The 25,196-nt window shown below is 60.1% G+C and carries 13 protein-coding genes and 1 pseudogene; 8 read left to right on the top strand and 6 right to left on the bottom strand.

Annotation, left to right across the window (positions count from 1 at the left end):
* Nucleotides 1-201 precede the first annotated feature (201 nt).
* A complete protein-coding gene (locus BM244_RS19765) occupies nt 202-3,246 on the top strand; it encodes a TonB-dependent receptor domain-containing protein (protein WP_093400639.1) in 3,045 nt (1,014 codons plus the stop codon).
* A 144-nt stretch (nt 3,247-3,390) separates the two neighbouring features.
* Nucleotides 3,391-4,155, top strand: coding sequence for a response regulator transcription factor (locus BM244_RS19760; protein WP_093400638.1), 765 nt, complete (start codon nt 3,391-3,393; stop codon nt 4,153-4,155).
* A 420-nt stretch (nt 4,156-4,575) separates the two neighbouring features.
* Here BM244_RS19760 and BM244_RS19755 read toward each other — a convergent pair.
* Together BM244_RS19755 and BM244_RS19750 are read right to left on the bottom strand one after the other, a co-directional pair.
* Nucleotides 4,576-5,321 (bottom strand): annotated as a pseudogene (locus BM244_RS19755) (IS5 family transposase).
* Between the two features lie 269 nt (nt 5,322-5,590).
* Complete coding sequence (locus tag BM244_RS19750; protein WP_139226982.1) at nt 5,591-6,757, bottom strand: hypothetical protein; 1,167 nt, start codon at nt 6,755-6,757, stop codon at nt 5,591-5,593.
* Nucleotides 6,758-7,428: 671 nt separating this feature from the next.
* Between BM244_RS19750 and BM244_RS19745 the strand changes: the two genes are divergently transcribed.
* Both BM244_RS19745 and BM244_RS19740 read left to right on the top strand, forming a co-directional pair.
* The gene (locus BM244_RS19745; protein ID WP_254784635.1) at nt 7,429-9,939 is read left to right on the top strand and encodes a TonB-dependent receptor domain-containing protein; all 2,511 of its coding nucleotides are present in this window, start codon (nt 7,429-7,431) and stop codon (nt 9,937-9,939) included.
* A gap of 99 nt (nt 9,940-10,038) precedes the next feature.
* Nucleotides 10,039-10,506, top strand: a complete 468-nt coding sequence (locus BM244_RS19740) for an NUDIX hydrolase (RefSeq protein ID WP_093400636.1) — start codon at nt 10,039-10,041, stop codon at nt 10,504-10,506.
* Nucleotides 10,507-10,741: 235 nt separating this feature from the next.
* Here BM244_RS19740 and BM244_RS19735 read toward each other — a convergent pair whose 3' ends face one another.
* Complete coding sequence (locus BM244_RS19735; RefSeq protein ID WP_093400635.1) at nt 10,742-11,545, bottom strand: DUF3592 domain-containing protein; 804 nt, start codon at nt 11,543-11,545, stop codon at nt 10,742-10,744.
* A gap of 268 nt (nt 11,546-11,813) precedes the next feature.
* On the opposite strand from BM244_RS19735, the gene BM244_RS19730 reads away from it, so the two are divergent.
* A complete protein-coding gene (locus tag BM244_RS19730) occupies nt 11,814-12,911 on the top strand; it encodes an AraC family transcriptional regulator (protein ID WP_093400634.1) in 1,098 nt (365 codons plus the stop codon).
* 45 nt (nt 12,912-12,956) lie between these two features.
* Nucleotides 12,957-14,435, top strand: a complete 1,479-nt coding sequence (locus tag BM244_RS19725) for a S41 family peptidase (protein ID WP_093400633.1) — start codon at nt 12,957-12,959, stop codon at nt 14,433-14,435.
* Between the two features lie 499 nt (nt 14,436-14,934).
* Here the strand turns inward: BM244_RS19725 and BM244_RS19720 are convergent, their stop codons facing one another.
* On the bottom strand, nt 14,935-15,642 hold the full coding sequence (locus tag BM244_RS19720; RefSeq protein WP_139226981.1) for a hypothetical protein: 708 nt from the start codon (nt 15,640-15,642) through the stop codon (nt 14,935-14,937).
* A 445-nt stretch (nt 15,643-16,087) separates the two neighbouring features.
* On the opposite strand from BM244_RS19720, the gene BM244_RS19715 reads away from it, so the two are divergent.
* Nucleotides 16,088-17,125, top strand: a complete 1,038-nt coding sequence (locus BM244_RS19715) for a cupin-like domain-containing protein (RefSeq protein WP_175518318.1) — start codon at nt 16,088-16,090, stop codon at nt 17,123-17,125.
* A gap of 78 nt (nt 17,126-17,203) precedes the next feature.
* On the opposite strand, the gene BM244_RS19710 is transcribed toward BM244_RS19715, so the two are convergent.
* Both BM244_RS19710 and BM244_RS19705 read right to left on the bottom strand, forming a co-directional pair.
* Complete coding sequence (locus BM244_RS19710; protein WP_217649174.1) at nt 17,204-20,689, bottom strand: glycosyl hydrolase 2 galactose-binding domain-containing protein; 3,486 nt, start codon at nt 20,687-20,689, stop codon at nt 17,204-17,206.
* 82 nt (nt 20,690-20,771) lie between these two features.
* Nucleotides 20,772-21,722: an ROK family protein gene (locus BM244_RS19705; protein WP_254784632.1), complete on the bottom strand. Its 951-nt coding sequence runs from the start codon at nt 21,720-21,722 to the stop codon at nt 20,772-20,774.
* Nucleotides 21,723-22,011: 289 nt separating this feature from the next.
* On the opposite strand from BM244_RS19705, the gene BM244_RS19700 reads away from it, so the two are divergent.
* Nucleotides 22,012-25,161 carry a TonB-dependent receptor gene (locus BM244_RS19700; protein WP_254784631.1) on the top strand — a complete coding sequence of 1,050 codons (3,150 nt, stop codon included), beginning with the start codon at nt 22,012-22,014 and terminating at the stop codon, nt 25,159-25,161.
* Nucleotides 25,162-25,196 lie beyond the last annotated feature (35 nt).

Raw genomic sequence — 25,196 nt, 5'->3', positions numbered from 1 at the left:
CCCCCTGTAGTCCTGATTTGCAACAAACCGACGATTTTATTCCCGCTCCGGTTCCTTCGTTGCACATTAGCAACATCGTTGTCATAAAATTCCATAATCTGTCATCTTGATGTCATCTGACCCTTGCGCCGTTCCTCGGTTGGGGCTGAAAGTAGGTCAGTAAGCAGACCGGAATTATCGGGTGCTTCAAGGGGGTTAGATATGGATATGAAGAGTTTGTTGGGCGCGACGGCGCTGGTCGGTATTCTCGTCACTATTCCCACGATCGCGGGGGCTCAGATCTCGCAGTCTGATCAAACGAGTCCACGGCCAGACCCCACTCAAGTCCCCGATGACGCGAAAAATCCCCTTGCTCCGTCTGCCGATGAGGCTGGTAGCAGCACAAGCGGCGAAATCACGGTCACCGGTTCGCGCATTCGCCGTGACGAATATTCGGTTGCAGAGCCGATCACCGTCATCGGTAAAGAAGAGATAACTCAGGCTGGCTTCAATAGTGCTGCCGACGCACTGCAGAGTAATGCCGTTACGCAAGGGACGTCCCAGATTAACAATGCCTATGGCGGCTTTGTTACCGACGGCGGCACCGGCGCGAATACGTTGGGGCTGCGCGGGCTCGGACCAGCGCGTACGCTTATCCTCCTAAACGGCCGTCGGCTTGCTCCCGGCGGATCACGCGGTTCCGTGTTGGCTGCCGATCTTAACGTTCTGCCGACGGCGATCATCGACCGCATCGAAATTCTGAAGGCCGGCGCCTCTTCGGTGTATGGATCGGACGCTATTGCCGGTGTCGTAAACATTATTACCGATAAGAAGCTGAAAGGCCTTCAGCTCGACCTTCAAACGAACGTTCCACAGGTTGGGGCGGGCATCGATCGCCGTGCCGCTGCGACGTTTGGTGTACAGGCCGACCGCTTGAGCATCATCGGCTCGATCGAATATCGCAAACGTGAAGCATTGGCACGTAATGACGTACCGTTTTTCAAATGCCCGATCGGCGGCTTTCTCGATGGCGAAGGCTCGGCATTCGGTTCAGGCGACAATTTCTCGCCGGATGATCCTAGGGCGTGCTTCACGTTGGACAACGGTGGTGTGACCATCAATACGCTGGGTCTACCAACGCGTAACGCAATCGGTCGGACGAGTGGCGTAGTCGGTCGGTTTAACCGTTTTGTTCCTGCGCCAGGTGTTACGTCCGGTCCGTTTCCCGGTTATCTAGGGGTGGGAACATATGACCGTGACACATTCGATCCCAATCAAGAGAACGAGCCTCTGATTACCGGTGTGAAGACATACACAGGTTATCTGTCCAGCACCTACAAGCTTGATGGTCTGGGTCACGCCGAAATATATGGCGAGCTATTAGGTACCCGCCGAAAGTCGGGATCGCCGCTTTATCGACAACTTTCTCTTGATTATCTTCAGGGCAGTCCGCTGCTTCCAGCAGATATTCGGAATGGTCTTTTCGCCAACCCGACCGTAACTTCCAGCGGTAAGAATGTCGCAGCGCGTGCATTCATCGGTTATGGCCTTACGTCATCGAACCAAACGGTTGATTATGTTCGTGCATCGGGTGGTATTCGGGGTGATTTCTTCTTCCCGAAATGGCGCTACGACGCATATGTCGGTAAATCGTGGAACGATGCCCGATACACGGCGGAGTCGTTCTTGAGCGATCGGCTGGCGAACTCGCTTAATGTTGTTGCGAACGCGAACGGAACGTTTAGTTGCGCTACTGCAGCAGCGAACCCCACGTGCGTAGCGGCACCGGCCCTCAGCGCGGCAGTAATCGGCGGTAATCTGCCGACAGCTTTCCGCAACTATATCGTCGCGAACACCATCGGAAATACGAAATTTCGCGAAACAACGTTCGCCTTCAATATCGACGGTCCACTCTTTGCACTTCCCGGTGGCGACGTTCAGCTATCGTTGGGCGCAGAGTACCGCCGCCAGAAGATCAACGACCAGCCAGATGCCAACTCAATCAGCGGCAATCTTTTTGGTCTTACGGCCGCTACGCCGACCGTGGGTAAGGATAACGTCAAAGAAGGATTTGGCGAAATCTTCGTGCCTCTCCTGGCCGACACGCCATTCTTCTACCGCCTTAATCTGACCGGCTCGGCCCGCTATACGGATTACGCCTCTTACGGATCAGATACGACTTACAAAATCGCCGGTGAATGGGAGCCGTTCCGTGGCTTCGGTTTTCGCGGCAGCTACGGTACGTCTTATCGCGCACCAGCCCTTGCAGAGCAGTATCTCGGCGCAACGACTGGCTTCCTTGGTTCGAATTTGGATCCGTGTAGCGCGCTTCCCGTTGCGGGCGATCAATCGCCAAATCAACAAATCGTCGCGCGTAATTGTGCGGCAATCGGACTGCCAGCAGACTTCGAACAGCGTAGCGGCATTACGACGTTCCGTGTCGGTGGGGCCGAGGCGGGGCTCAGTGCAGAAACGTCAAAGAACCTGACGTTCGGCGCCGTTATCAGCCCTAAGTTGCCTGAAGCACTTGGTTCCATATCGTTGTCGCTCGACTATTTCGACGTGAAGGTCGAAAACGGTGTTTCAGACCTTGACGCCAGCACGATCCTAAACAGGTGCTATTCGGCCGCTAATTTCGATCCGACTGCGGGCTTCTGCCGCTTTGTTACTCGCGATGCCAACCAGGGGCTCTCGGTCGTCAGCAGCTTCGTCAATCTTTCGGAGAATATCGTAAAGGGCTATGAGTTCAACGGCCGATATGCGCACGATCTGTTCGGGGGGCGCTTTATCCTCAACGCAAGCGTTACAAAATATACGGAACAATCGACGCGCCTGTTTCCTGAGGAGTTCTTGACGGACTCGAACGGCATTGTGACGTCGCCCGACTGGACCGGCAACTTTGACGCAACCTATACATCGGGCGCATTTACGGTTCGATACGGTCTCGACTGGATCGACGGCGATCACAGCAAGACGTACAAGTACTTTGCGTATGACAACCTTACTGGCGCTGTTGATCCGGATCTACTTCAGGAATACAAGGATAGCTATTACCTAGAGGCGAATGACTATTTTCTGCACTCTCTGTCCGTTCAATTTAATGTAGAAAGAAAGTATCAGTTCACGGTTGGTGTTCGTAATATGTTCAATAAGGCGCCTCCACGCATTAGCGCTATTGGCTTTACGACGATTGGCAACGCGCCTCTGTATTCGGGGTACGACTATGTTGGTCGCTCGTTCTTTGCGAACGCCAACTTCAAATTCTGATTTGTCTACTCATGATGTGTTGAGAGGGTCTCGAGTAATCGAGGCCCTTTCATTTAGATCGCATAATTGAGGGTTGCATGATGACGCTTCTTGCTCACGGCTTCTTCGGGCGAGCAGGATCGAGATTGTCGACGGAATGCCAGCATGACCCAGGTCGAAAAAAGTGATGGCGGGCCTGCCACTCAGATCGAGCGAGTCGCTGTATTCCGCTCTGTGATGAACAGGATCAAAGGGCTCCATCGCGCCTTCTCAGCCCACGGCATCGAGATCATTGTGATTGACGACGCAATCGACGACTCCAACAGCGTCGATTGCCGAGTATTCATCATCAGCAATGATGACGCGCATATTGATACGGTTTTTGTAATTAGATTATTGTCAAATCTACCTAGAATGCCCGGAATTATTGTCATCGGGAAATCTGAGGATTTCCTGTCTCGGATTTTGGCGCTTGAGGTTGGTGCTGATAGCTATTTGGCTGAAACCGCCAGATCGTTGGAGGTGGTTGCGCAAGCACGAGCGATCATCCGCCGGACCTCATCGGCTTTCGCAGTTGAGCGCGAATTAAGTAGGCCTGCTGTCAAGCTTTCATCCAAAATCAGGTTTAATGATTGGTCTTTTGATGCTGCTTCACTAAAGTTAAGTGCGCCGTCGGGTCAAAACGTATTTATCACCTCGAGCGAAGTGAGGTTGCTAACCCATTTTATTCGATATTCCGGGGTTCCACAGACTCGTGACGAGTTGCACGCTGCTATTAGCAGCGGCAAGGAAAAATACTCTCCTCGATCGATCGATGTTTCGATTTCTCGTTTAAAGCACAAGTTTGTCAACGAGCAAAAGGGCTGTAAACTTATAAGGTCGGTTCGAGGAAAGGGCTACGTGTTCACGGCAATTGTCGAGGCAGTGTAACTAAAGCTCGTTTATGCGGCTTCGGCTGAACGTAAGAAAGTAATGGTATCTGGCGGTTGCGCTTGGCAGAACGGCAGCAAGCACATTTGGCATTCTCAATGCGCTTGTTGTAATTGCCAGGGCTGCAACGGTTAGGCTCGGGCGAGCAGTGTCTAAGCATACTGCCATGTAAAAAGATGAGCTGTGCCCTATGCGAACAACGAACCTTCGCCGCCAGATCGAGTTTAGCCCATGACAAGGTCTCGTGTGATCCGCGGCGCCGAGACAATTACAGTTTTTTCGTTGCTCGGCGGTAACGAGAACGTGGCCACATAGGCACTCGAATGGACGTTTCGCCGTATGCATTCGGTGAGCGCCCCCTGGTATGGCGCGCCCGATGCTACGCGGCTTGCGCGATGGCTTCGGGTCAGGACCCGTTGATCAAAGCCAGAAGACGACGGTGGCAGCGAGGGCGATGGCGGACAAGGAGACCGTCGGACACCTATCGTAGCGGGTCGCAACGCGGCGCCAGTCCTTCAGCCGTCCGAACATGATCTCGATACGGCTACGGCGCCTGTAGCGGCGTTTGTCGTATGTGATGGGCTCGAGCCGAGACCTCCGACATGGGATGCATGGCGGGTGCCCTTGGCCTGCAAGGCATCCCTGAACCAATCGGCGTCGTATCCGCGGTCGCCGAGCAGCCATTGCGCCTCGGGCAGATCGTCCAGCAATGCGACCGCACCGATATGGGCGCTGACCTGTCCGGCGGTCATGAAAAAGCTGAGCGGACGGCCGTTTGCGTCGGTCACGGCATGGAGCTTCGTGTTCATGCCACCGTTGGTGCGGCCAATCAGGCGCGCGAGATTTCCTTTTTAACCCGCCGCTCGATGCCGTGCGTTTCGCGTTCGGATACGTCGCGTCGATCATGACGGTCCTTGGGTCGGCATCAGCGGCAGCCAAGCCCTCCATCATGCGAAGGAACACACCCATCTCACCCCATCGTTTCCAGCTATTGTAGAGCGTCCCTTCGGCAGGCCCAGGACAGGCTTGTGCGGGCCGTAGTCGCTGGATGCATGAAGCCAGCGCAGCCCATTGCGGTTTACGAAAACGATGCCGCTCAACACCCGCCGGTCGTCAACTCGCGGCTTGCCGTGGCTCTTTGGGAAAAATGGCCGCAGGCGTGGCATCTACTCCTCCGTCAGCCAGTACGGGTCGCTCATCCTCAGTCTCCTCACGGAGCCTGAATCAGATCGTGCCTCCCACATCAATGGGTCCTGACCCTCGGATGTCGAAGGCTCGAACTCGTGTAGCGTGGGGCGGTTGCTTGGACCCTAATGCACGAATGTCCGAAGCTGAAGCGGGCAAGGCGTCATGAATGACGGTTCAAGGTTCCTGCCGACCGTATCAGAATGATAGTCCGCGAGCCCGTGCAGAAACGTGAGCCGATCCGCTGCTGTTATGGCTGGGTGACGAAGCGGACCGGCTCCCGGGGAGCAATTAGCATAGCGGGGGGAGATCCGGCTCGGACGACAAGCTGATCTAGTGGAACCGCATCAGCAGGCGCGGCTGCAGCAAACACCTGGATGAGCCGATGTCCTCCGGTTGGAATGAGCGACTTGGGGATGGGTAACGGTTGGCCACCGAGCTCGGCAAGCCAGGCTGGGCGGCCATAGCGGTAAGTGCGTTGAGGGTGAACGACTTGCAGATCAACCGCCCCGGCATATTGACCGAGCACAAGCGGCCGATCGCCCTGAAACAGGATACCATCGCTATCTGCTATTCGAGCAGCTGCCATGTAATAAGACTGGCGAGTAGAGGCCGGAACGTCTGTCACCGTGGTCTGATCGATTGTCAGCGGATCGATGCCGGTCATGCGCTTTAACCGTGCAGCCATCCATTCAATCTTACCGCCGCCTTCTTCATCGATCGCCGCTTCGGCAACGTGGCTGTGACCGACATATATCAGGAGCTTGGCTTTAGGCAGCCGCCGGTGGATCTTCATGAGATTATCCGCTTCGGACTGTTCCCTCGCCTCGATACTTCGGCGACGTGGAACATCCCCGTCGGGCCGTTGCAGGCTATTCTGTTCATAGGAAACGGGCTGATAGCCTATCGCGATCGCGTTACGCAGGAACGCGGCGTAGACCGGATCACGGGTGTAGAAGCCGGTACCAATCCTGGCAAAGCGATCCTGGGCGAGTTGTTCCACAACGGTTGGTTTGCCGCCATAAGGTGGTTCGTTGTCGAACGTCTCTGCCGCAAGCACGGAATAGCCCAAGGGGCGTAACGCCTGCGCGACTCGCCACGCAAAGGCGCGATCGCGCGGGCTGCTGTGCGCTTCGTTTAGAATCACGATTCCCGTGCTTCGTGCGCGACGCACGATTTCCGCAATTGCATCACGTCCTGCTGAGCGGGCGATTGCTTTGTCCCAGTCAGTGTTGGCGGGTGCAGGCGACCGAGACGTGTCGAGCGTTGCGAGATCGAGCTCGTTGGTGACCGTCGAGCTAACCTGTTTCCACATTTGGAACGCGAAATCGTCAGTGCTCTTGCCATGCGTATCGAACGCCAAAGCGGCAAGTTTGTCCGTTGCTTCTAGATAACGACCATTATCGTACGCAGCCATGGCAGTATCTACTGAGCCACTGGGCGGGGGCGTTTGCGCCCAAAGCGGCGTGGCAACGATTGTCGCCAGCCCTATCGCCACTCTCATTCCGCTGTTCCTTATAAACACGATGCCTAGGATGGATCCACTTTCAGCGTCCGTCTAGTCGGCTTCAGTTTGTCTCGACCGCCTCTGCTCCAAAACCGCTTCAAGGAGGTAGAACATAGGCTCATCTCGGTAAACTTCGGGTCAATAGAAAGCGGAAGGGGGGTGAGCGCCGCCTGTTCCATGACGTCTGGTCTCGCAACGACATCTCGGGGGCGATTACCGAGTTGTGATATCGGAAGCCGGCCCACCCGTGCCCGCCCGACGATCGCGCCTTAGCAGAATTCTGCATTTGTTTGCAAAGAATGCCACCTCGCGAAGGTGGCTAGGTCAACGAACACTAGAGGACAGCCGGCAGATCGAGATTTCGTCCGCAACTGTATCGAGAACGAACCAAACTTTGCTTATGCCACTCCTGATGCCAAAAAGCGCCGTATTCCGGACACGATAGCTCGCTCCACTCCTAATCGACCCACTTGCGAGACCGTGACGATGATCGACACCCCTGCCATCGTGATCTGCGTCTCGTGACGTATCGGTTGGAGGTTTACCCTTTTGGAACAATGCTGGCCTGCCTTGCGGGGAGCGTGGCATTTCCGGGAGCTGGATCGGCTCAGGAGATACCTCCGGAGGCACCATCGTCCGCCAAGGACGACATCGTCATCACGGGTCAACGGACCGCCGGTAGCGCGGTTGGTGCTGTAGATCCGACTGCGACCCTGGACCAGGCGGCGATCCAGGCGCTGGGCGCGACCGATCTGAAGACGTTGCTCGAACGCTTGAAAACGCTCACGACGTCGGCCAGCGGCGGGGATCCGGTCTATCTGCTCAATGGCCGACGGATGTCGAGCATGAACGAGCTCTATAGCCTGCCGCAGGAGGCGATGGAGAAGATCGAGGTCTTGCCCGAGTCCGAGGCTGCACGGTTCGGCTTTCCTGCCACCGTTCGCGTAATGAACTTCATTACCAAAAAGAATTTTCGTGCGGTCACGTACCAGCAGGCCACCGGCACCACGACGGAAGGCGGCGGCGAGACGAACTATGTCGAGGTAACCGCCGCCCGCATCGACGGGCCGCGCCGCGCAACGCTGACGATGTCGCATCTGCGGCTCAACCCGATCCTGCAAAGCGAACGGGCGATCGTGCCCGATCCGGACACGCTGTATGCGCTTGGCGGCAACATCACGGGGATAGGCGGGGGAAGTATCGATCCAGCGCTCGACGCTCTGGTCGGTAATCCGGTTACGATCGCCGCGGTGCCGAACGACGCGGCAAGTCGGCGGACTTTGGCGGGATACGTCGCCGGCGCAGGGGTGCCCGCGGTTACCGATGTCGGGCGCTATCGCTCGCTCCAGCAGCGGAACGACAGGATTTCTGTCGACGGCACCGTCGCGGCGCCGATCGGCAAGTCGATGAGCGGATCGCTCAACCTGTCGATGGAAGCGCAGCGGAGCACTGGCCTGAACGGTCTGGCGCCCGCGCTGCTGAGCGTACCGGGAGGGAGCGGCGTACTGCCCTTTGCCAGCGATGTCCTGCTCTACCGCTATCTGCCGGACGCGGTCCTCCGGCAGCGGAACACGAGCCTGACCCTGCACGGTTCTGGCCTGGTGCAGGGCAGTATCCGACGCTGGGGGTGGAACGTAACGACCAGCTACGACCGGGTGCGGGCGCTGGCTCGGTCGCAACAAGGCGTCCCGATCGACGACCTGCAGGCCTCTGTCGATGCGGGCGGCGATCCGCTGGCGATGCTGAGCCCCGAAGCGTCCGCGCTGCGTCAGGACTATCGAAGCCGGACCGTGACGGGCACATTGCTGACGAAGGCGGTCGCGAACGGTCCGCTGGTCAAGCTGCCGGCCGGCGACGCGCAGATCACGCTGTCGGGCGATTACGCACGATCGAGCAGTTCGGGCAGCCTGCCGGGTCTGCAGCAATCGACGCTGGATCTCACGCGCACGACGAAGGGGGCAAGCGTCAACGCGGATCTGCCGATTGCCTCCGCCAATCAGGACGTGCTCGCGTTTCTCGGGCAACTGTCGGTCAACGGCATGATCGGTGTCTCGGACGTATCCGATTACGGTCGGCTGGTCAGTTCTAACTATGGCCTGACATGGTCGCCGGCGCGACCGATCCAGCTGATCGCGTCGGTCAACGACGCGCAGACCCCACCGGCGATCGCGCTGTTGACCAATCCGACGATCACCACGCCGAACACGCCCTTTTTCGACCTCACGACCGGTACGAGTGTGCTCGTCACGACGATCGCCGGCGGCAACCCTGCCTTGGTTCCGGAACGCCGACGGATCGTCACGCTGGGCGTGGCCGTATCACCGATCAAGGCAAAGGATCTGCGGCTTACCGCCAACTATCTCGAAACGCGCATCAGCAATCAGACGGCGACGCTGGGCAGCGCTACCGCGGCATTCCAGACCGCGTTTGCCGACGCGTTTCAGCGCAATGCGGCAGGACAACTCGTCAGTGCCGACCTGAGGCCGGTCAATATCGCGCGCGAACGCGAAAAGAAGATGCAGGTCACGCTCAGCCTGTCGACACCGATCGGTCGTACCCCCCGGCCGCAGCCGCCCGTCGGCACCGCGGCGAAAGACAGCCCGCCGCCTGCTGCGCCCAAGCCCAGGCCGCAAATCTACGTGTCGATGACCACGACGTGGCGGCTCGACGATCGCCTGTCATTGCGGAGCGATCTACCGCCGCTGGACTTGCTGGATGGCGACACGCTGACCGGCACCGGCGGGCGGCCCCGCTGGGAAACCGAACTGAATTTGAGTGGATCGCTCGGAGCTGCGAACATCGGGCTGTACGGCCGGTTGCAGGGCGCGACCCGAATCCGCAGCGACCTGGCGGCGTCGGACCTTCGCTTTTCGGGGCGGACGTGGCTCGTGCCTTACGTATCTTTCAAGGTTGACCAGATCGTCAAACGTCCCTGGGCGAAAACTATGATGCTGCAGTTCACGATCGAGAACCTGTTGAACGATCGGATCAACGTGCGCGATCGGCTCGACCGCGTCCCAAACCGTTTCCAGGCCGCGTACATCGATCCGCTAGGTCGCTCCGTCCGGCTCGGTCTGCGCAAGCTCTTCTGAGACGTGCGCCTCGCGGATTGCGACAAACGGTGGGTAAACGGTGGGTGTTTGACGCGGCTCTAGCTTGTCGGATCGGTTCTTGCGCCTTTAGATGACGATGTGCTTCGACGACCGTCCTCCCGATTGTTGGTTCTTGATCCAGACGATCGCGTTTTGCTGTTTCGCTTCGAGCACAAGAAGGGCGCTCTGATGGGGCAAACCTTCTGGGCTACGCCCGGAGGTGGCCTTGCCGAAGGGGAGGCCTTTGAACAGGCGGCTATCCGCGAGTTGTTTGAGGAAACAGGTGTCGTGGTCGAAACAGCGGGCCGCCAAGTCGCGCAGCGGCTTGCATCCTTCGCACTGCCTACCGGCGAGATGGTTGAAGCCGACGAGCGATATTTCGTTGTTCGGGTCCATCAGCGGACCGTGTCCACCGCCAACTGGACCGAAATGGAGCGTACGGTGATGGCCGTCCACCGGTGGTGGAGCCTAGCGGAACTTGAGGCTACCGCCGAACAGGTCTGGCCGGAAAATCTGTGCCATATGCTCATCGAAACCGGGGAGTGGACCGCGGCCCCCGGTGATTGATCGGTTACGCTATCGCATAAAGACTGGCTTCAGGCCGCAGCGGACATAAACGGATTGCGGAAGTTGGAAGCCCGAAATTCGCGTGGGAATGACCGGTTGTGGGTCAGTAAGTCCAGTCCGCCTCGAGCCAGAAATTGGTTACGCCGGTAGCAAAGCGTTAGCGCAATTTTCACATGGTCGGCTTTCCTTGAGGGCCATTCGCTTGAGCGTAGATACCTTCCGTTCGATGATTTGATTATTTGGGAGGCATCAGTCGACCTGAATTTGCCACCAGGAGCGCAATGATCACTGCGCCGCCGACGACCTCTATAACGGAGAACAGCCAGAAGTCCGGCCATGGCCCTTCGCCCGCTGCGACGAACTGATGAGGATCGCTCGGCAGGAAGCGTACTGGTATCCGTGACCCGACGGGAAACTTCTGCATGGCATCGCAGCCGAGCAGAGAACGATTGAACACCATGCCAAGTCTCTCAAACTGGTATTTGACTAAACATTTGCCCTTGTCGCGGTCGTCCGAACGGCTGACCGTCGCCAGCACGGTTTCTCCTTTCTCAATCACTTGGAGCCTCCTCGTGCGGCGATCCAGCGCAATCTCTCCCGAGACGAGGCCCATCACGAGGAAGATGGTCGGCAGCAAGGCCACTTGAGGGATGCGTCGTCGTTCGGGACGCCAGCCTAGGTCGTGCCGAAGATGATCGCGATACCGACTGACGAACGGTCGCATGGGGATGCGCACGGCTAGAAAGTTGAGCACCAACATCACGCAGAACGCTGGAATGACGGCATAGTAGGCCCAAATCCCCAGTCCCCCGAACAGAAACTCCCAACCCACGGTCAGGCAAGCCATACCCAAAACAGCAAGACTTGCCGTCTTTGCGACGTTTGCGATCGACTGCTGGTTTAATACGGCGCTCTCGAAGTCAGACCGAGGCACCGCGACGCGCTCGCGAGAACCCGGCGGAGCGAAGTAGATCAGATCGTCCTCCTCCTGGAAGTTCCGGGTAAAGGCGTTGCCGAGGGGGTCCGAGGCGTATGGCAATGGTCTGGTTCCATGTACGATCTGGCCGTTCCGCTCGAACGAGCTGTGCCCTTTTCTATAAACTCATCCCAAAGGAAAAGCCGCAACCGTCGTCTGCCGAGCAAGTTTTCTAAAGCCGTCCAGTTCCTCGCCTCACTATCGAGTTTAGATAAAGCCCGAGCATTCTTGAAACCCGTCCAACACCAATATTTCGGGAATGCCCAAGCGCCCCCGCACAACCAACTCGATCACCCATTGACGTTGCTGGTGTTGCGAGGCTGATAGTCGCATGAGCATCGGTCCCATGTCCCTCATCCTCGGTCTGTTCGAGACGCAGATGTTGGTGCTGGCGGCTGCCATTATAATCGGGCGAAACGGGACAGCGCGACGCTCCCTCGGTGCGTTGCTGGCTGTCTTGTGCGGTATACTGACGCCGTTCGCTATCGGTTATGCAGGCTTCTACGATCGCTGGCCGTGGCTTTCGTTCGCACCGTTCGCCGTTCCCCTGGCGATGGGGCCGTTGCTGTACGCGCACCTGAACACCTTGATCTTCGATCGACCGATACCGCGTTGGCACGCCGCATTGCCCTTGGCCCAGTTCGCCTATCAAGCCATCGCCTTCTGCTTGCCACTCGATCTGCGGGGAGCGTTCGACCGGGAGGTTCAACGCCCTTGGCTCGATCCGATCCTGGCGGCGCTGCTGCTCGCGTCGATGATCGGATATGCTGTTGCTGGGCTCCGCGCCCTGCGCCGCCATCGAGGCTGGTTGCTGGCGCGCCGATCAGACCTCGCCGCGGCAAGGCGCGTCCAAGGGGTGCTGGTCGCCTATGCCGCGATCGTGACAGTGCGAACGGGGTACCTGATCGCAGATGCATTGATCGCTCCGCTCTCCTACCTCGATATGTTCGGCTTCTATGTCGTACTGGCTGTCGTCGGCAATTATCTGGCGATCGAGGGCTGGCGGCAGGCGGACACCCGATTGCAGCCGATCGTGGAGCCGATCGAGCGCGACTGGCGGCCGGTCGCGGCCAGATGGATGGACCGGATCGAAGCGCATGAATGGTGGCGCGATCCGGATCTTGATCTTGCTGAACTCGCCCGCAAGCTAGGAACCAATACCGCCTATCTGTCCCGTGGCCTCAACGAGGGGCTGGGGCTAGGATTTGTGGAAGCGATCAATGGTCTTCGCGTCGAGCACGTCGCCGCCCAGCTGCGGGACGGCTCCAATAGCGATATACTGACGCTCGCGATCGATGCCGGTTTCGGGTCGAAAGCGACCTTCAACCGCGTCTTCAAAGATCGGTTCGGCATCACGCCCTCGGCTTATCGCCACGTCTCAACCGACAAAAACAACGCGGATCGCCGGGATTTGCAGCGCAAAGCCTGACTTGCATCGGCATCGGCTCGGGGCATACCTGCTCGGAGCAATACGATGATACACCTCGATCGCCGTCACATTCTGACTGGAGCGTCAGGCCTGATCGCCACTGCCTTCCTACCCGCCCCCGCAAAGGCGACCGGCGAACTGCTGTCATCTGAGGCGATGCGGGCGGACATTGGCATCCTGTCGGACGCCTATGTCAGTCTTCATCCCGGCCTCTACCGCTATCTGACCCCGGCGGGTTTCCAGCAAGAATGCCGGCGGCTCAACCGCTTCGCCAGTACGGCTCGCACCTTGGGGGACTTTTACCTCGCGCTGTCGGTTTTCACCGCCAGCATCCGGTGCGGCCATAGCTTTCCCAATCCCGCCAACCAGTCAAAGGCTGTCTCGTCGGCGCTGTTCGGGAAGCCCGACCGGCTACCCTTCGCCTTCACATGGCAAGACCAGCGCATGATCGTCACTGCCGATCTAGGTAGCGGGCATCATCTGCCGTTCGGAAGCGAGGTCGTCGCGATCGACGGTATCAGCGCACGCAACATACTGGCGAAAATGCTCCCTTATGCCCGCACGGACGGCAGCAACGATGCGCGGAAGGTGGCCGACCTCGGCATACCCGGCGATGCCGGCGAGCCGACATTCGACGTGCTCCGGGCGCTGCTGTTCCCATCGTCGGGCCCCTCGGCCCGTGTCGTGGTGAGAATCGCCGGCAGAGCCGAGGCGATCGCTTGCTCCTCGATCACGGTCGCAGCGCGCGACGCGGCGTTGCGGCATCCCTCCAAGGATTCCCCCTATGGCTGGACGTTCGAGGTGCGCGGCCAGGTCGGCGTCCTGACCATGCCGACTTGGGCTGTCTTCCATGAAAAATGGGATTGGCAGGGCTTCATCGACGCCAGCCTGGATACCGCGGTCGATCGCCAGCTCTTGGGCATCGTTATCGACGTGCGCGATAACGGGGGAGGCCTCGATTGCGGGGCGGCGATCGTCGCCCGCCTGATCGAAGCGCCCCTGGCCGCAGACAGTTATTCCCGCCATGTGCGTTATCGCAAGATACCCGACCGGCTGGCTCCCTACCTCAAGACCTGGGACCGCCATTTCAAGGATTGGGGAGCGTTGGCGATTGGTCCTGACGCGGCCGGCTTCTACACGCTTACCCGTCCCGGCGACGCCTCCGACACCGACACTATCCAGCCCAAGGGTCGCCGGTTCGCCGGGAGAATCGCCGTTCTCATCGGCCCGAAGAACGCGTCGGCCACCTTCGGTTTCGCAGGCCTCATGCAGCGTCAGCGGCTGGGAACGCTGATTGGTGAGCAGACCGGCGGCAACCGCCGTGGCATCAACGGCGGTGCCTTCTTCTTCGTCGGGCTGCCGGCATCAGGTGTCGAGGTCGATCTGCCGCTGATCGCCTATTGGCCTGAAACGCAGCAGCCGGATGCTGGAATCATGCCCGATATCACCGTGTCGGCCCGGATTGCCGATATTCAAGCCGAACGGGATACCGCGCTGACGCGGGCGGTCGTCGTGGTAAGTTGAACGATCAGCCTTCCCGACTGGGATCGAGATACGGGACTTTGCCGCTTAAGCTAATACTATCTCGCGATCGTGATGCCTGGTACCACGTGGCGTAATTAGGAGTTCGCAAGTGAGTAGTGAGGAATGGAAGGCCGGCTTGGCAGTCATCGATCACGAAAAGTTCCAGTCCTTGGAAGACGATGAGCGAAACAGGTTGCTCATATTTATGGCTTCGCATTCGCTTTCAAATTTAGCGGCTTATGAAATACCGAGGCAAGTGGCAGATTACAGCGTCTCAGCATGCGTTCGCTATATGGACGATAGGTCAGTTGATGCCAAATCTATAGCAATCTATCTAAATCATACCGATCCTAATCTCGACTTAAGTGCGCAATATAGTTTTGTCGGTGATGACAAATCTGCTTGCGATACACTAGATATAGTCTGCTTGGCTACAGGGTCGGTGGCAAGAGCGGCCTATTTAGATCAAAGGCTTAGTAATGCCCCTGAACCAGTAATCCTAGCTACCCCCAATGTCACAGTGGAGGCTTTGCACATATTCAGGAGTATGAATAACGCTCTTGATGCCGTAGCTGGTGAACGGCGCGACCATTGCGTTGTACAGCGATGACGGCCGGTGCGCATCCTCGGGGGGGTGCCACGGGTGCGGGGGAGGTTTGCCGCCCGACGCGAGGATGGCAGCATCCTCGGGAGCCTCGGCGACGGTGGCGAGGTCGGCGTCGGTCTGGTCCTGTTGGAATCGAGCACGCGCGTCGATAGCCGGCGCCAGCGTTGCGTCGGTCGCGAACGCGTCGGTCGACACCCAGCTGTCAGCAGGTGTGCCGCCCCAGGTCGAGTCGATAACGCCTACCGTCACGTGTTCGCGCGCGGCGATCTCGCGGGCAAAGAAATAGCCGATCGCCGAGAAGTCGATGGCAGTCGCGGGCGTGGTGGTCGTCCAGTTTGCATCGATATCACGTAGCGGGATGGAGCTGCTCTTGTGTTCGATGCGGAGGAGCCGAACGTGCGGGTCGGTCGCTGCCGCGATCTGCGCAGCGGCATTCCTTAGCGGCTCACCATCGAAGCCCTTGAGCGGGAACTCCATGTTCGACTGGCCCGAGGCGAACCAAACGTCGCCGAGCATTACATCCTGTGCCTGGACCTTCCCCTCTGCTGCGCCTCCATCGACGACAAGGACATAGGGTCCGCCAGCAGCTTCGGGCTTCAACCACGCATCCCATCGGCCGAGTCGGTCGGCGACTGCGATTACGCGTTGGCCATGCAACGACACGGCAACGTTCGCGTCCGCACGCGCCCAGCCCCAGACGTGCAGCGGCCGATCACGCTACAACACGCCGTGGTCGCTGAACAGACGAGGCAGCTTGAGCTGTGCGGCCGCAGGTGACGTTGCGGTGGCAGCGAGGAGGGCGGTGTAGAGCAGAAGCTTCATGATCGGCATTATCCCTGACGTGCGGCGCTGACCGTCGCGATGTCTTTGCCACAGAATATCATCCAAGAAGCGCATGACCAGTTGGCATGCAGCCAGCAGTCCCATCTGCTATTATGCGGTGGCAACGACGAGGCGTTTCGCAAATCTGACATGCGCATTGGCGCTGCGAACGGTCTTCAGCTTCGAGGTAACCGACGCTAGAAGGCAGCGAGGAGAGCCGGTTATGACGATTCACGCCAAGGTCGAGGAAACCGGCCCGGTCGATGCGGCCCAGTTCGCAGACGAAATCGCGACGCGTGACCGGCCCATCGTGCTGCGCGGTCAGGCGAGACGGTGGACCGCCGTTGCGGCAGGGCTCCGCTCCGACGAGGCACTAGTCGATTACATGAAGGCGATGGACCGCGGACGTCCGGCCGAAGTGCTGATCGGTCCCCCGGAAATCGATGGTCGATTCTTCTACGATGCGTCGATGCAGGCCTGCAATTTCCAAAAGCGGTTCGGCTCGCTCAGCGGACTTCTCGACAAGCTGCTGTCGCTTCGTGGGGAAAAGGAGCCCGTTGCGCTATATGCCGGCGCTGCCGCCGCGGACGATCACCTGTCCGCTTGGATCGCAGGCAATCCCCTGTCGTTCGAGTTGCCGGGTGCCAAGCCGAGGATATGGGTCGGCAATCGTACGCATGTCGCTACGCATTTCGACGAGGCGAGCAATGTCGCGGTGGTCGTGGCGGGTCGGCGACGTTTCACGCTGTTCCCGCCCGAACAGGTCGGTAACCTCTATGTCGGCCCGTTCCACTTCACGATTGCGGGGCCGCCAGTCAGCATGGTGGATCTCGAAGATCCGGACCTCGAACGCTATCCCAAATTCGCAGACGCTATGGGCCACGGGCTCGTTGCCGATCTCGACCCTGGCGATGCGCTCTTCATTCCGCCGATCTGGTGGCATAGCGTCAAGGCGACCGCCGCGTTCAACGTGATGGTCAATTACTGGTGGGCCGAGCCGCATGCGCTCTCGCCGATGGGCGCGCTGAGCCACGCCGTCCTCGCAATCCGCGATCTCGCGCCAGCCCAGCGCTTGGCATGGCGTCGCTGGTTCGAGCATTATGTATTCGACGACACGGCGTCGGACGCCGGCGATCACCTGCCAGCGCATGCCCTGGGCGTGCTCGCGCCGCCGTCCGAACTACGAAATGCCCGGTTTACGGCACAGATCGCCGACGCCCTACGTCCGCCGTCAATGCCTGCGGCGCGCAAACCCAGCTGAAGCGCATTGTCAGCGAGGGTGCCGTCAGGATGACCCAGCCTGCGAGTTCGGCGCAACCGAGGTTGCGCCGACAGGTCGCTACTGCGATTTCCCGGTAACGACGGTCTGGGGTACGAGCGTGATGAAGCGATCCGACTGCGCGACGTTCCATCCGCGCAGCGTCAGCGCGGCCGCCGTCTGGCCGGTGGCTTTGGGATAGCGGATGTCGATGCGCTTCTCCTCTCCGGGCAGGAGCGCGACGTAATTGTCGCTGTAGAATGCGGGCAGGACGCGTTTGCCCTGTGCATCGACCAGCGTCAGCTTGGCGTTCAGTGCCGGAACCGCGGTTCGATTGGTCAGCGTCACCGTCACGACGTTGTCCTCGCCGTCGACCGCCTGCGCCGCGACGGAGCCGGTCAGGGCAACGCTCTGCAGCGTATTCAGCATCCGGTAAGCGGCTTCGTCTTTTCCGCGCCAGTAGAAGTTGTCGGCGACCGTCTTGCCCGCCGGGTCTATCAATTCGAGCTTGACCAGGAGCATTGGGTTGGACGCGAACAGGCGATCGAGCGGGACCGCTGCGAGCGGCGTCGCCATGTTCGCACCCGCATCGACTCGGTCTTCGCGCGTGAAGAGTTCGGCGTTGTCGAGCCCGACGACACGCGTGCGGACTCGCAATCCCGGTTGCGCCTCGCGGGTCGTATTGAGAACGACCAGCTCGTTGCCCGGTAGGTTGAGCTGGACGTGAAGTGGTTCCGCGGCCTTCTTCGCACCGTAATAGGAGGCCTGGGTGTCATAGTCCCAGCTGTAGATCTGCCACGTGTTGGACGGCCATGCAGGATGCGTCATCCACAACAGTCGACCCGAGTTCTTGGTCCACAAATGACCGAGAAACCCTTCGTACATCGCCTTGTGCGTCTCGAGGTTCATCATCTGCGACTTGCGCTCGAAATCGGCGAAGCTGGTACCGGGCCCGAACATGGTGTCGAGCGTGGTCATGAACGTCTTGGTGTCGCCGTTCCCCGCAAAATGCCAGTCGTGATAGGCCAGCGTGTCGCTGAGCGGCCAGGTTTCGCTATCGGGCATGTTGGCCCGTACAGATTCGAGCGTCGAGAGCGACGGCGTTCCCGTCTCGACGGAGAAGCCGGTGGCGAGGCCGGTGAAATAACCGACTGGCGGACGATAGTTATACGGCCCCGACCCCTGCAGGTTGACGACGTTGGAACTTCCTGTGAACCACCGCGTGCCATCCTCGCGCGCGATCAGGTCGTCGAGGCCTTCGTTCAACGCCGGGTAGGGCACCCCCTCGTTGCGGCCGAACCACAGGATAATCGACGGGTGATTGCGGTAGCGGCGAACCACGTCGTCGGCGTTCTTCAGGAACAGTGCCGGATCTTCCGGTTCGACCTGGAAATTCTGGGTCGATTGCCAGAAGTCGTTGAGGATCATCATGCCGTTTTCATCGGCCAGGTCGTAGAATTCCTCTTCTGTATTGTTGCCCATCCAGTTGCGGATGACGTTCATGTGCGCCTCTTTCTGGAGACGGAAATAGGGCGCGAGTCGGGCTCGTCCGATGCGCTTCATCGCATCGTCCATGCCCCAGTTGCCCCCGCGCGCGGCGATCTGCACGCCGTTCACGCGGATCGTCAGATGCGGCTCGGGCATCGTCACCTTGACCTGGGTCACGGCCGGAGAACGCTCGCCCTGCGGCGTCAGCGATTCCGCCCAGCCGTTGGGGGACTGCTTGATGGCCTGATGGCGAACATCGATCAGGCGCTCGCCGCGCAGGCTGCCATTTGTGAGCTGGAGGTTGACCCGGCGCAGGGCCCCCGCCGCATCGAACAGCGACAGGTCGTAGCTGACTTCGCGAATACCGAACTTGTCAGTGCGCGTATCCGAGAGCTGGCCGTCGGCCAGCGCTTCCAGCGACAGTTGATAGAGAGCCTGCTCGCCATAGCCGTTCGGCCACCAGAGTTTTGGATTGGCGACGTGAAGCTGCGCGAACTCCTTAGGGTTGAAGACGACCTTCGTCTCACCGGGCGGCGCGATGACCGTCTTCTCCACTCGGACGCCGCCAAACGCTGCCCGCACGGTGACGCTTGCGGCTGTCGCACCAGCGTTCTCGACCGGTACGGTGATGTAGACGTCAGCGCTGTCCGTACGCGGCAGAGGCAGGTCGGTGACAACATGCGGATCGAGCAGCCGGACGGTCCCATGCGCGAGCAGTTCCACGGGCCGCCACAGCCCCGTGTTACGGTCCCGAATACCCGGTATCCAGTCCCAGCCTTCGGTTGCGACGAAGGTTGGGCCATCGATGGCAAGCTGCCCCCCGTTCTCGCCGACGCCGCCGCTGATCGACTGCTCGTGCGGAATGCCGGGGTGCGGTGGCGGTGAGACGCGGACCGCGACGACATTCTCGCCGGCGACCGGGACGAGGTCGAACTGGCCGCGGATGAAGGCGCCGTGGGTGTCGCCAAGCTTGCGGCCGTTCGCCCAGACGTCAGCGGCATAGTTGATCCCACCGAAAACCAATGTCAGGCGCTTGCCCGCGGCGGCTGCCGGCACCGTAAAGCTGGTGCGGTACCAATAGTCCTGCCGTGCAAGGCTCTCGGGAATCTCGAGGTTGTTGAGCCCGTAATATGGATCGGGATAGACGCCGCGGTCGACCAGCGTCGTGAGGACGGTTCCCGGCACGGTCGCCTCGCGCCACGTGCCGGTGGCATGTCCCGGACGCGACAGGGTGGCGGCATCCTCACGGACCTCGGGGGCTGCGGCGAGCTGCCAGCCGTTGACCAACCAGCGGCCGTCGCTTTCGCGCGCCAGTCCCGTCGGGGGCAGGGGCAAGTGTATGATCGGGGCCGTAGTCGCGCTCACGCGGGCCTTCGGCAAGGTCCAGGCATCCTGCTGCTGGGTAAGGCCGATATTGGCCTGCTTTTGAAATGGCCAGCCGACGCCGACCTGCCAGAATTGCACGAGGTCGAAATCCGGCCGCGCGCGGATCGCGGCCGTGATCTCGCTGGCGCTAAGCGCCGCGCCGTTAAACTGCGCCGCGACCAGCGATCCGCCGAAATGGCGAAGCGCTTTAGCGCCGTTCGTCACTGGTGCCACGGCTAGGTGGGAGACGACTTCGCTCGGGTGGTTCGCGACGGAGGCGACGACGCGACCATCGACATAGAGGGTCAGTGTCCGTCCGTTCGCCACAGCGGCGACATGTGTCCACTTGCCCGCGGCCAACGTCGGTCCGCCGGTTACCCGGGTCGCTCCGTCCACGGCGGTTGCATGCCCATTGGTAAGGTCGAGGCAGCGACAGGTTTTCAGCGGATTACCGACGGCCAGCAGCAAACCGTCCGCCCCGGCTTCGCTTGGGCGAACCCAAGTGGACAGCGCCCAGGGGGTATTGGATTGGACGGCTGCGTCGGCGCCGGTCAGATCACGCTCCACCCCGGTCCCGCCTTCTAGGATGGCAACATTGTAGGGGCCGGCATTCGCGATCGCCGGCCGCATGGGCGGCACCACAGCTTGGGCGGCCAGCGAGGAGGAAAATGCGGCACCGAGCAGCAGGGCGGCTGTTAGTGGCAACGATCGCATGGATAGACCTCTCCTGAGTTCCTGGCTCGATAATCTACCGGCCGGTTGGTTCTTATGTTCGTCGTGCCAGACCTTGGGTCGGTTAGGCGTCCCCAGTCCACAGTCGTGCAGCGCCGCGCACGCCTGAAGCGTCGCCCCAGCGCGCGGGCACGATACGACCCTCCCATAGGTCCGAGAAGGCATAGCGGCGGACGATGGACGGAAGTTCTTCATAGATCTCGGCGACGTTCGACATGCCTCCGCCCAATACGACGACCTCGGGGTCCAGCAGGTTGGCAACCATGGCCAGTACGCGTCCCAGCCGATCGATATACGCATCCAGTGCAGCTTGGGCGGCGGGATTCCCGGCGCGGGCGGCTGCAACGATCTCGGGAGCGCTGAGCGACAGACCGTGTTCTGTCCTGGCGGCGCGCGCGAAACCCGTGCCGGAAACCCAGCTTTCGATACATCCCGTCAGGCCGCACCAGCATGGCGGCGGAGACAGTTCGTCGCTGCGCGGCCAGGGTAGAGGTAAGTGGCCAATCTCGCCGGCAATGCCGTGGGCGCCGTCGAGACACGCACCCGAGAGTGCGATGCCGCCACCGACGCCCGTACCTATCACCAGCGCGAACACGCTGCGCGCACCGGTCGCTGCGCCATCGGTGGCCTCGGACAGCGCGAGGCAGTTCGCGTCGTTGACTAGCCGCACCGGTCGGCCGAGAACAGAAGTGAGGTCTTCGGAGAACGATCGACCGTTCAGATAAAGAGAGTTGCTGTTGCGCATCACGCCGGTACGTGGCGACGGCGATCCGGGTGCGCCGATGCCGACGGTACATGCCGTGCCCCCCGCGATGTCGGCAGCCACGACGAACTCGGCGATCGCAGCTACCGCGGTATCATACGTGCCGGGATTGGGAACCCGCTGCTGCCAAAGCGTCTCACCGTCTGCACCTAGCAAGACGGCTTCGATCTTGGTGCCACCAAAGTCGATACCTAAAGCCGGTACAGATGCTGGCTGCGGCTCGATAGCCCGAGCAGCGAAACTGTTTTGCAAGGCAATACTCCCCTCTTTACTGGCGTGACCGTTGCTCGGCCATCCTCAACCAAGCATGCCAGCGATCGTTATAAACGCAAATTGATTTTGTTATTGACCCGATCCACCGGACGATTAAACACGCGATGTCGAGACAACGGAAAGTTGCGACTGGCAGGCAGGAGAGGGTGGGGCGATGAGTCGCCGATCGGCTCGATCTTAGCATGCTAAAACGTTCGCCAGTTCCTGGCGATTTCGGGTGCTGAGGGAGACGGTCGAAATGTTGCGTGCACGTTCCAAGAATATGTTGATGGTCGCGGCTTCCGTGACGGCGCTGGTGAGTAGCGGCACCGCACTCGCTCAGCAAACGTCTACGACGCAAGGGGTGCTGCAGAACGCACCTACCGATCAAGCCGCATCGCCGTCGGCGGCTGCTGCCGATCAGACAAGCGAAGCTCAGAACCCGACCACGCCCGCGAGCGACGCGGCTGCTGAAACGCAGGACATCGTCGTTACCGGTATTCGCGGATCGCAGCAGCGCGCGGTCAACCTCAAGCGCGACGCCGCGTCGGTCACCGACTCCATCTCGGCCGAAGACATCGGCAAGCTGCCCGATGTGACGATCTCGGACTCGCTCCAGCGTATCCCCGGCGTGCAGATCCGCCGTGATGCCGGGGAGGGCGCGGCAATCAACATTCGTGGCCTGCCGCAGGTTACGACGTTGCTCAACGGCGAGGCTTACCTCGGTGCTCAGTCGATCACGACGATCCAACCGAACTTCAACGATATCCCGTCGCAACTGTTTGCGGGCGCGGACGTCATCAAGTCGAGCACGGCCGACCTGCTCAACGCTGGCATCACCGGTACGGTCAACTTGCGTACGCGCCGCCCGTTTGATCTGAAGAAGGGCTTCACCGTCGCTGCCGCTGCCGAGGGCGCGTATGGCGACAAGACCAAGGAGTTCGATCCGAACCTGAACGGCCTGTTTGGTTTCCACGGCGAGCGGTTCGGCTTCCTGGTGTCGGGCGCCTATTCGAACGTGCACCTGTCGAATTCGCACAACGGCATCCAGGAAGGGTACGGCGCAGCGCTGCACAACGAGCAGTTCAACACGACCGCCAACCCGACCGGTGACGTCAATCTCAGCAACGGCTTCTCGCCATCGAACCGGCCAAAGGGTACGATCGTCGGTACCGGCCGCGACGTGAACGGCGACGGCGATGCGAACGACGCCTTCATCGTCCCGCAAGGCTTCACCGCCTGGGACAAAGTCAACCAGCGCGAGCGGATTGGGATCAATGCTTCGGCGCAGTGGGAGATCAGTGACGCACTGACGCTGAATGCCGACGCATTCTTCACGCGCCAGAACGAGAACGACCGCACCGCCGGCATTCAGATGCAGAACGTCAACTGGCAGGCTGGTGAATTCGTCCCGGGTCAGTCGCGCAATACCGGCTCGACCGTCTCGCTCAGCAACGGTGGTGTGACACGCGATTATGATCTGAATACGACGCAGGTCTATAATTACGACCTCGGCAATTTCGATTCCTATGCGCAGAACGACAAGTTCAAGTCGCAGTCGCAGAACTACAATGCCGAGCTGAAGTACGACAATGGCGGCCGGTTCAAGGCCAGCCTGCGCGGCGTCTACGGTAAGGCCTATTCGAATTACGACCAAAGCTATCTGCAGTTCAGCCCGTCCAACGGCGCGCAGTGGCAGCCTGGCGGGATCGGCCATTATCCGACCGGCGACGTCGCGTTCAATCCGGGTGGCTATGCCGTCAACACGATCGCCGGTACGGCCTCGTTGCCGGCAACCGTGGATTTCACCGGCAACCAGCCAGTGTTTACGCTCCCGGCGCAGCTGACGAACGCGCTCGGCAACATCGACAGCTACGCGATGAAGACGACGTCGTCGGAAGGAAATTACCGCCGCAAGGGCGACTTGAAGCTGATCCGCGGCGACGTCTCGTACGAGGCCAACGACAATGTAAGCCTGAGCGCCGGTGGCCGGTACAGCGAGCGCTCGGTCGACGATTTTGAATTCGATCGCGCAGCACCGCTGTATGCGGGTCAAGCGTCGCAGCCAGGCGGTTGCCTGGTCAAGTGGAAGGCGTTCGACGTGCCGCTCAACGATGCCTCCTGCTATGCGGGTACGGGCACGTTCGGGACGGCGAACTTCAGGCCTTACACATCGGGAGTCGTTCGCAAGGCCAGCGATCCGATCTTCAACGGCCAGGTCAAGCAGTTCAACCTGCCGGGTGCCGGCCTGCCGCCGATCTACGTGCTCGATCCCAAGGTCATGGATAACGCGCTGGCCTTCCAGAACAGCTTCTATCCGGGCAATGTCGAGGTGCAGAATCCGGGTGCGTCGTTCAATGTCGGCGTGAAGCAGATCTCGGGCTATGCGCAGCTCAACGTCAAGGGCGATGTGTTCGGTATTCCCGTGTCCGGTAATGCCGGCCTCAAGGTCATCAACACCAGGCTCGACATCACGCAGTTCGTGACGGGTTCGCCGCGCCCTTACGGCGTTGCCAACACGGTCAACGGGACGGTGGAAACCAAGCGGAGCTTCACGGACCTGCTGCCGGCGTTCAACCTCGCGTTCAGCTTCGCCGACAATTTGAAGCTGCGCCTCGCTTACTCCAAGACGATGACGCTGCTGGATCTCAACCAATGGGGTGGCGGGCTCAATCCGAATTACGCGATCGACACGAGCAACCCGGGATCGCCCGTCTTCCGCGTCACCGGCGGCAGTTCGAACGGCAATCCGCAGCTGGATCCCTGGCGCGCCACGAACGTCGAAGGCTCGCTCGAATACTATATCGGACGCAGCAGCCTGCTGAGCGTGGGTGCCTTCTACATCGACGTCGCCAGCTTCATCCAGTCTGGCAACATTGTGCGAACCGACCTGCCGGACAACGACGGCGTGGTTCGCAACCGGACCGTGTCGATCAGCACCCCGGTTCAGGGTGACGGTGGTACGCTCAAGGGTGTCGAAGCGGGTGCCAAGCTGTCGTTCAACGACTTCGGCTTTATTCCGACGGTGCTCTCCAACTTCGGTATAGATGCGAACATCACCTATTCGCCGTCCGATTCAGGCGCGGTCGATTTGAAGGGCGACTCGATTCCGTTTCAGGACAATTCGAAGATCCAGACCAACCTGGCCGGCTTCTATCAGGACAACCACTTCCAGGCTCGTGTCGCCTGGAATTATCGTTCGAAGCGCGCGGTCCAGCAGGACTTTGGCGGAATCCAAGGCCTCGAACTGTATCAGCAGCCGACGAACTACATCGATGCGTCTATCAGTTACGACTTCACGCCAAATCTGACGCTGTACGCGCAAGGATCGAACCTGACCGGTGAGTATGAAAAATACTATCTCACCTTCCCGGATGAGAAAGCGTACAACAACATCTATGAACGCCGGTTCATGGCTGGCGCACGTTTCAAGTTCTGATCTGCGGGTAAGAATCGCGAACTCCCGCCATCCCG

The organism is Sphingomonas sp. OK281, from assembly GCF_900115295.1.
Lineage (GTDB): Bacteria > Pseudomonadota > Alphaproteobacteria > Sphingomonadales > Sphingomonadaceae > Sphingomonas.
The sequence above is the reverse complement of the archived record's forward strand: the minus strand, read 5'-3'. Positions and strand labels throughout refer to the sequence as shown.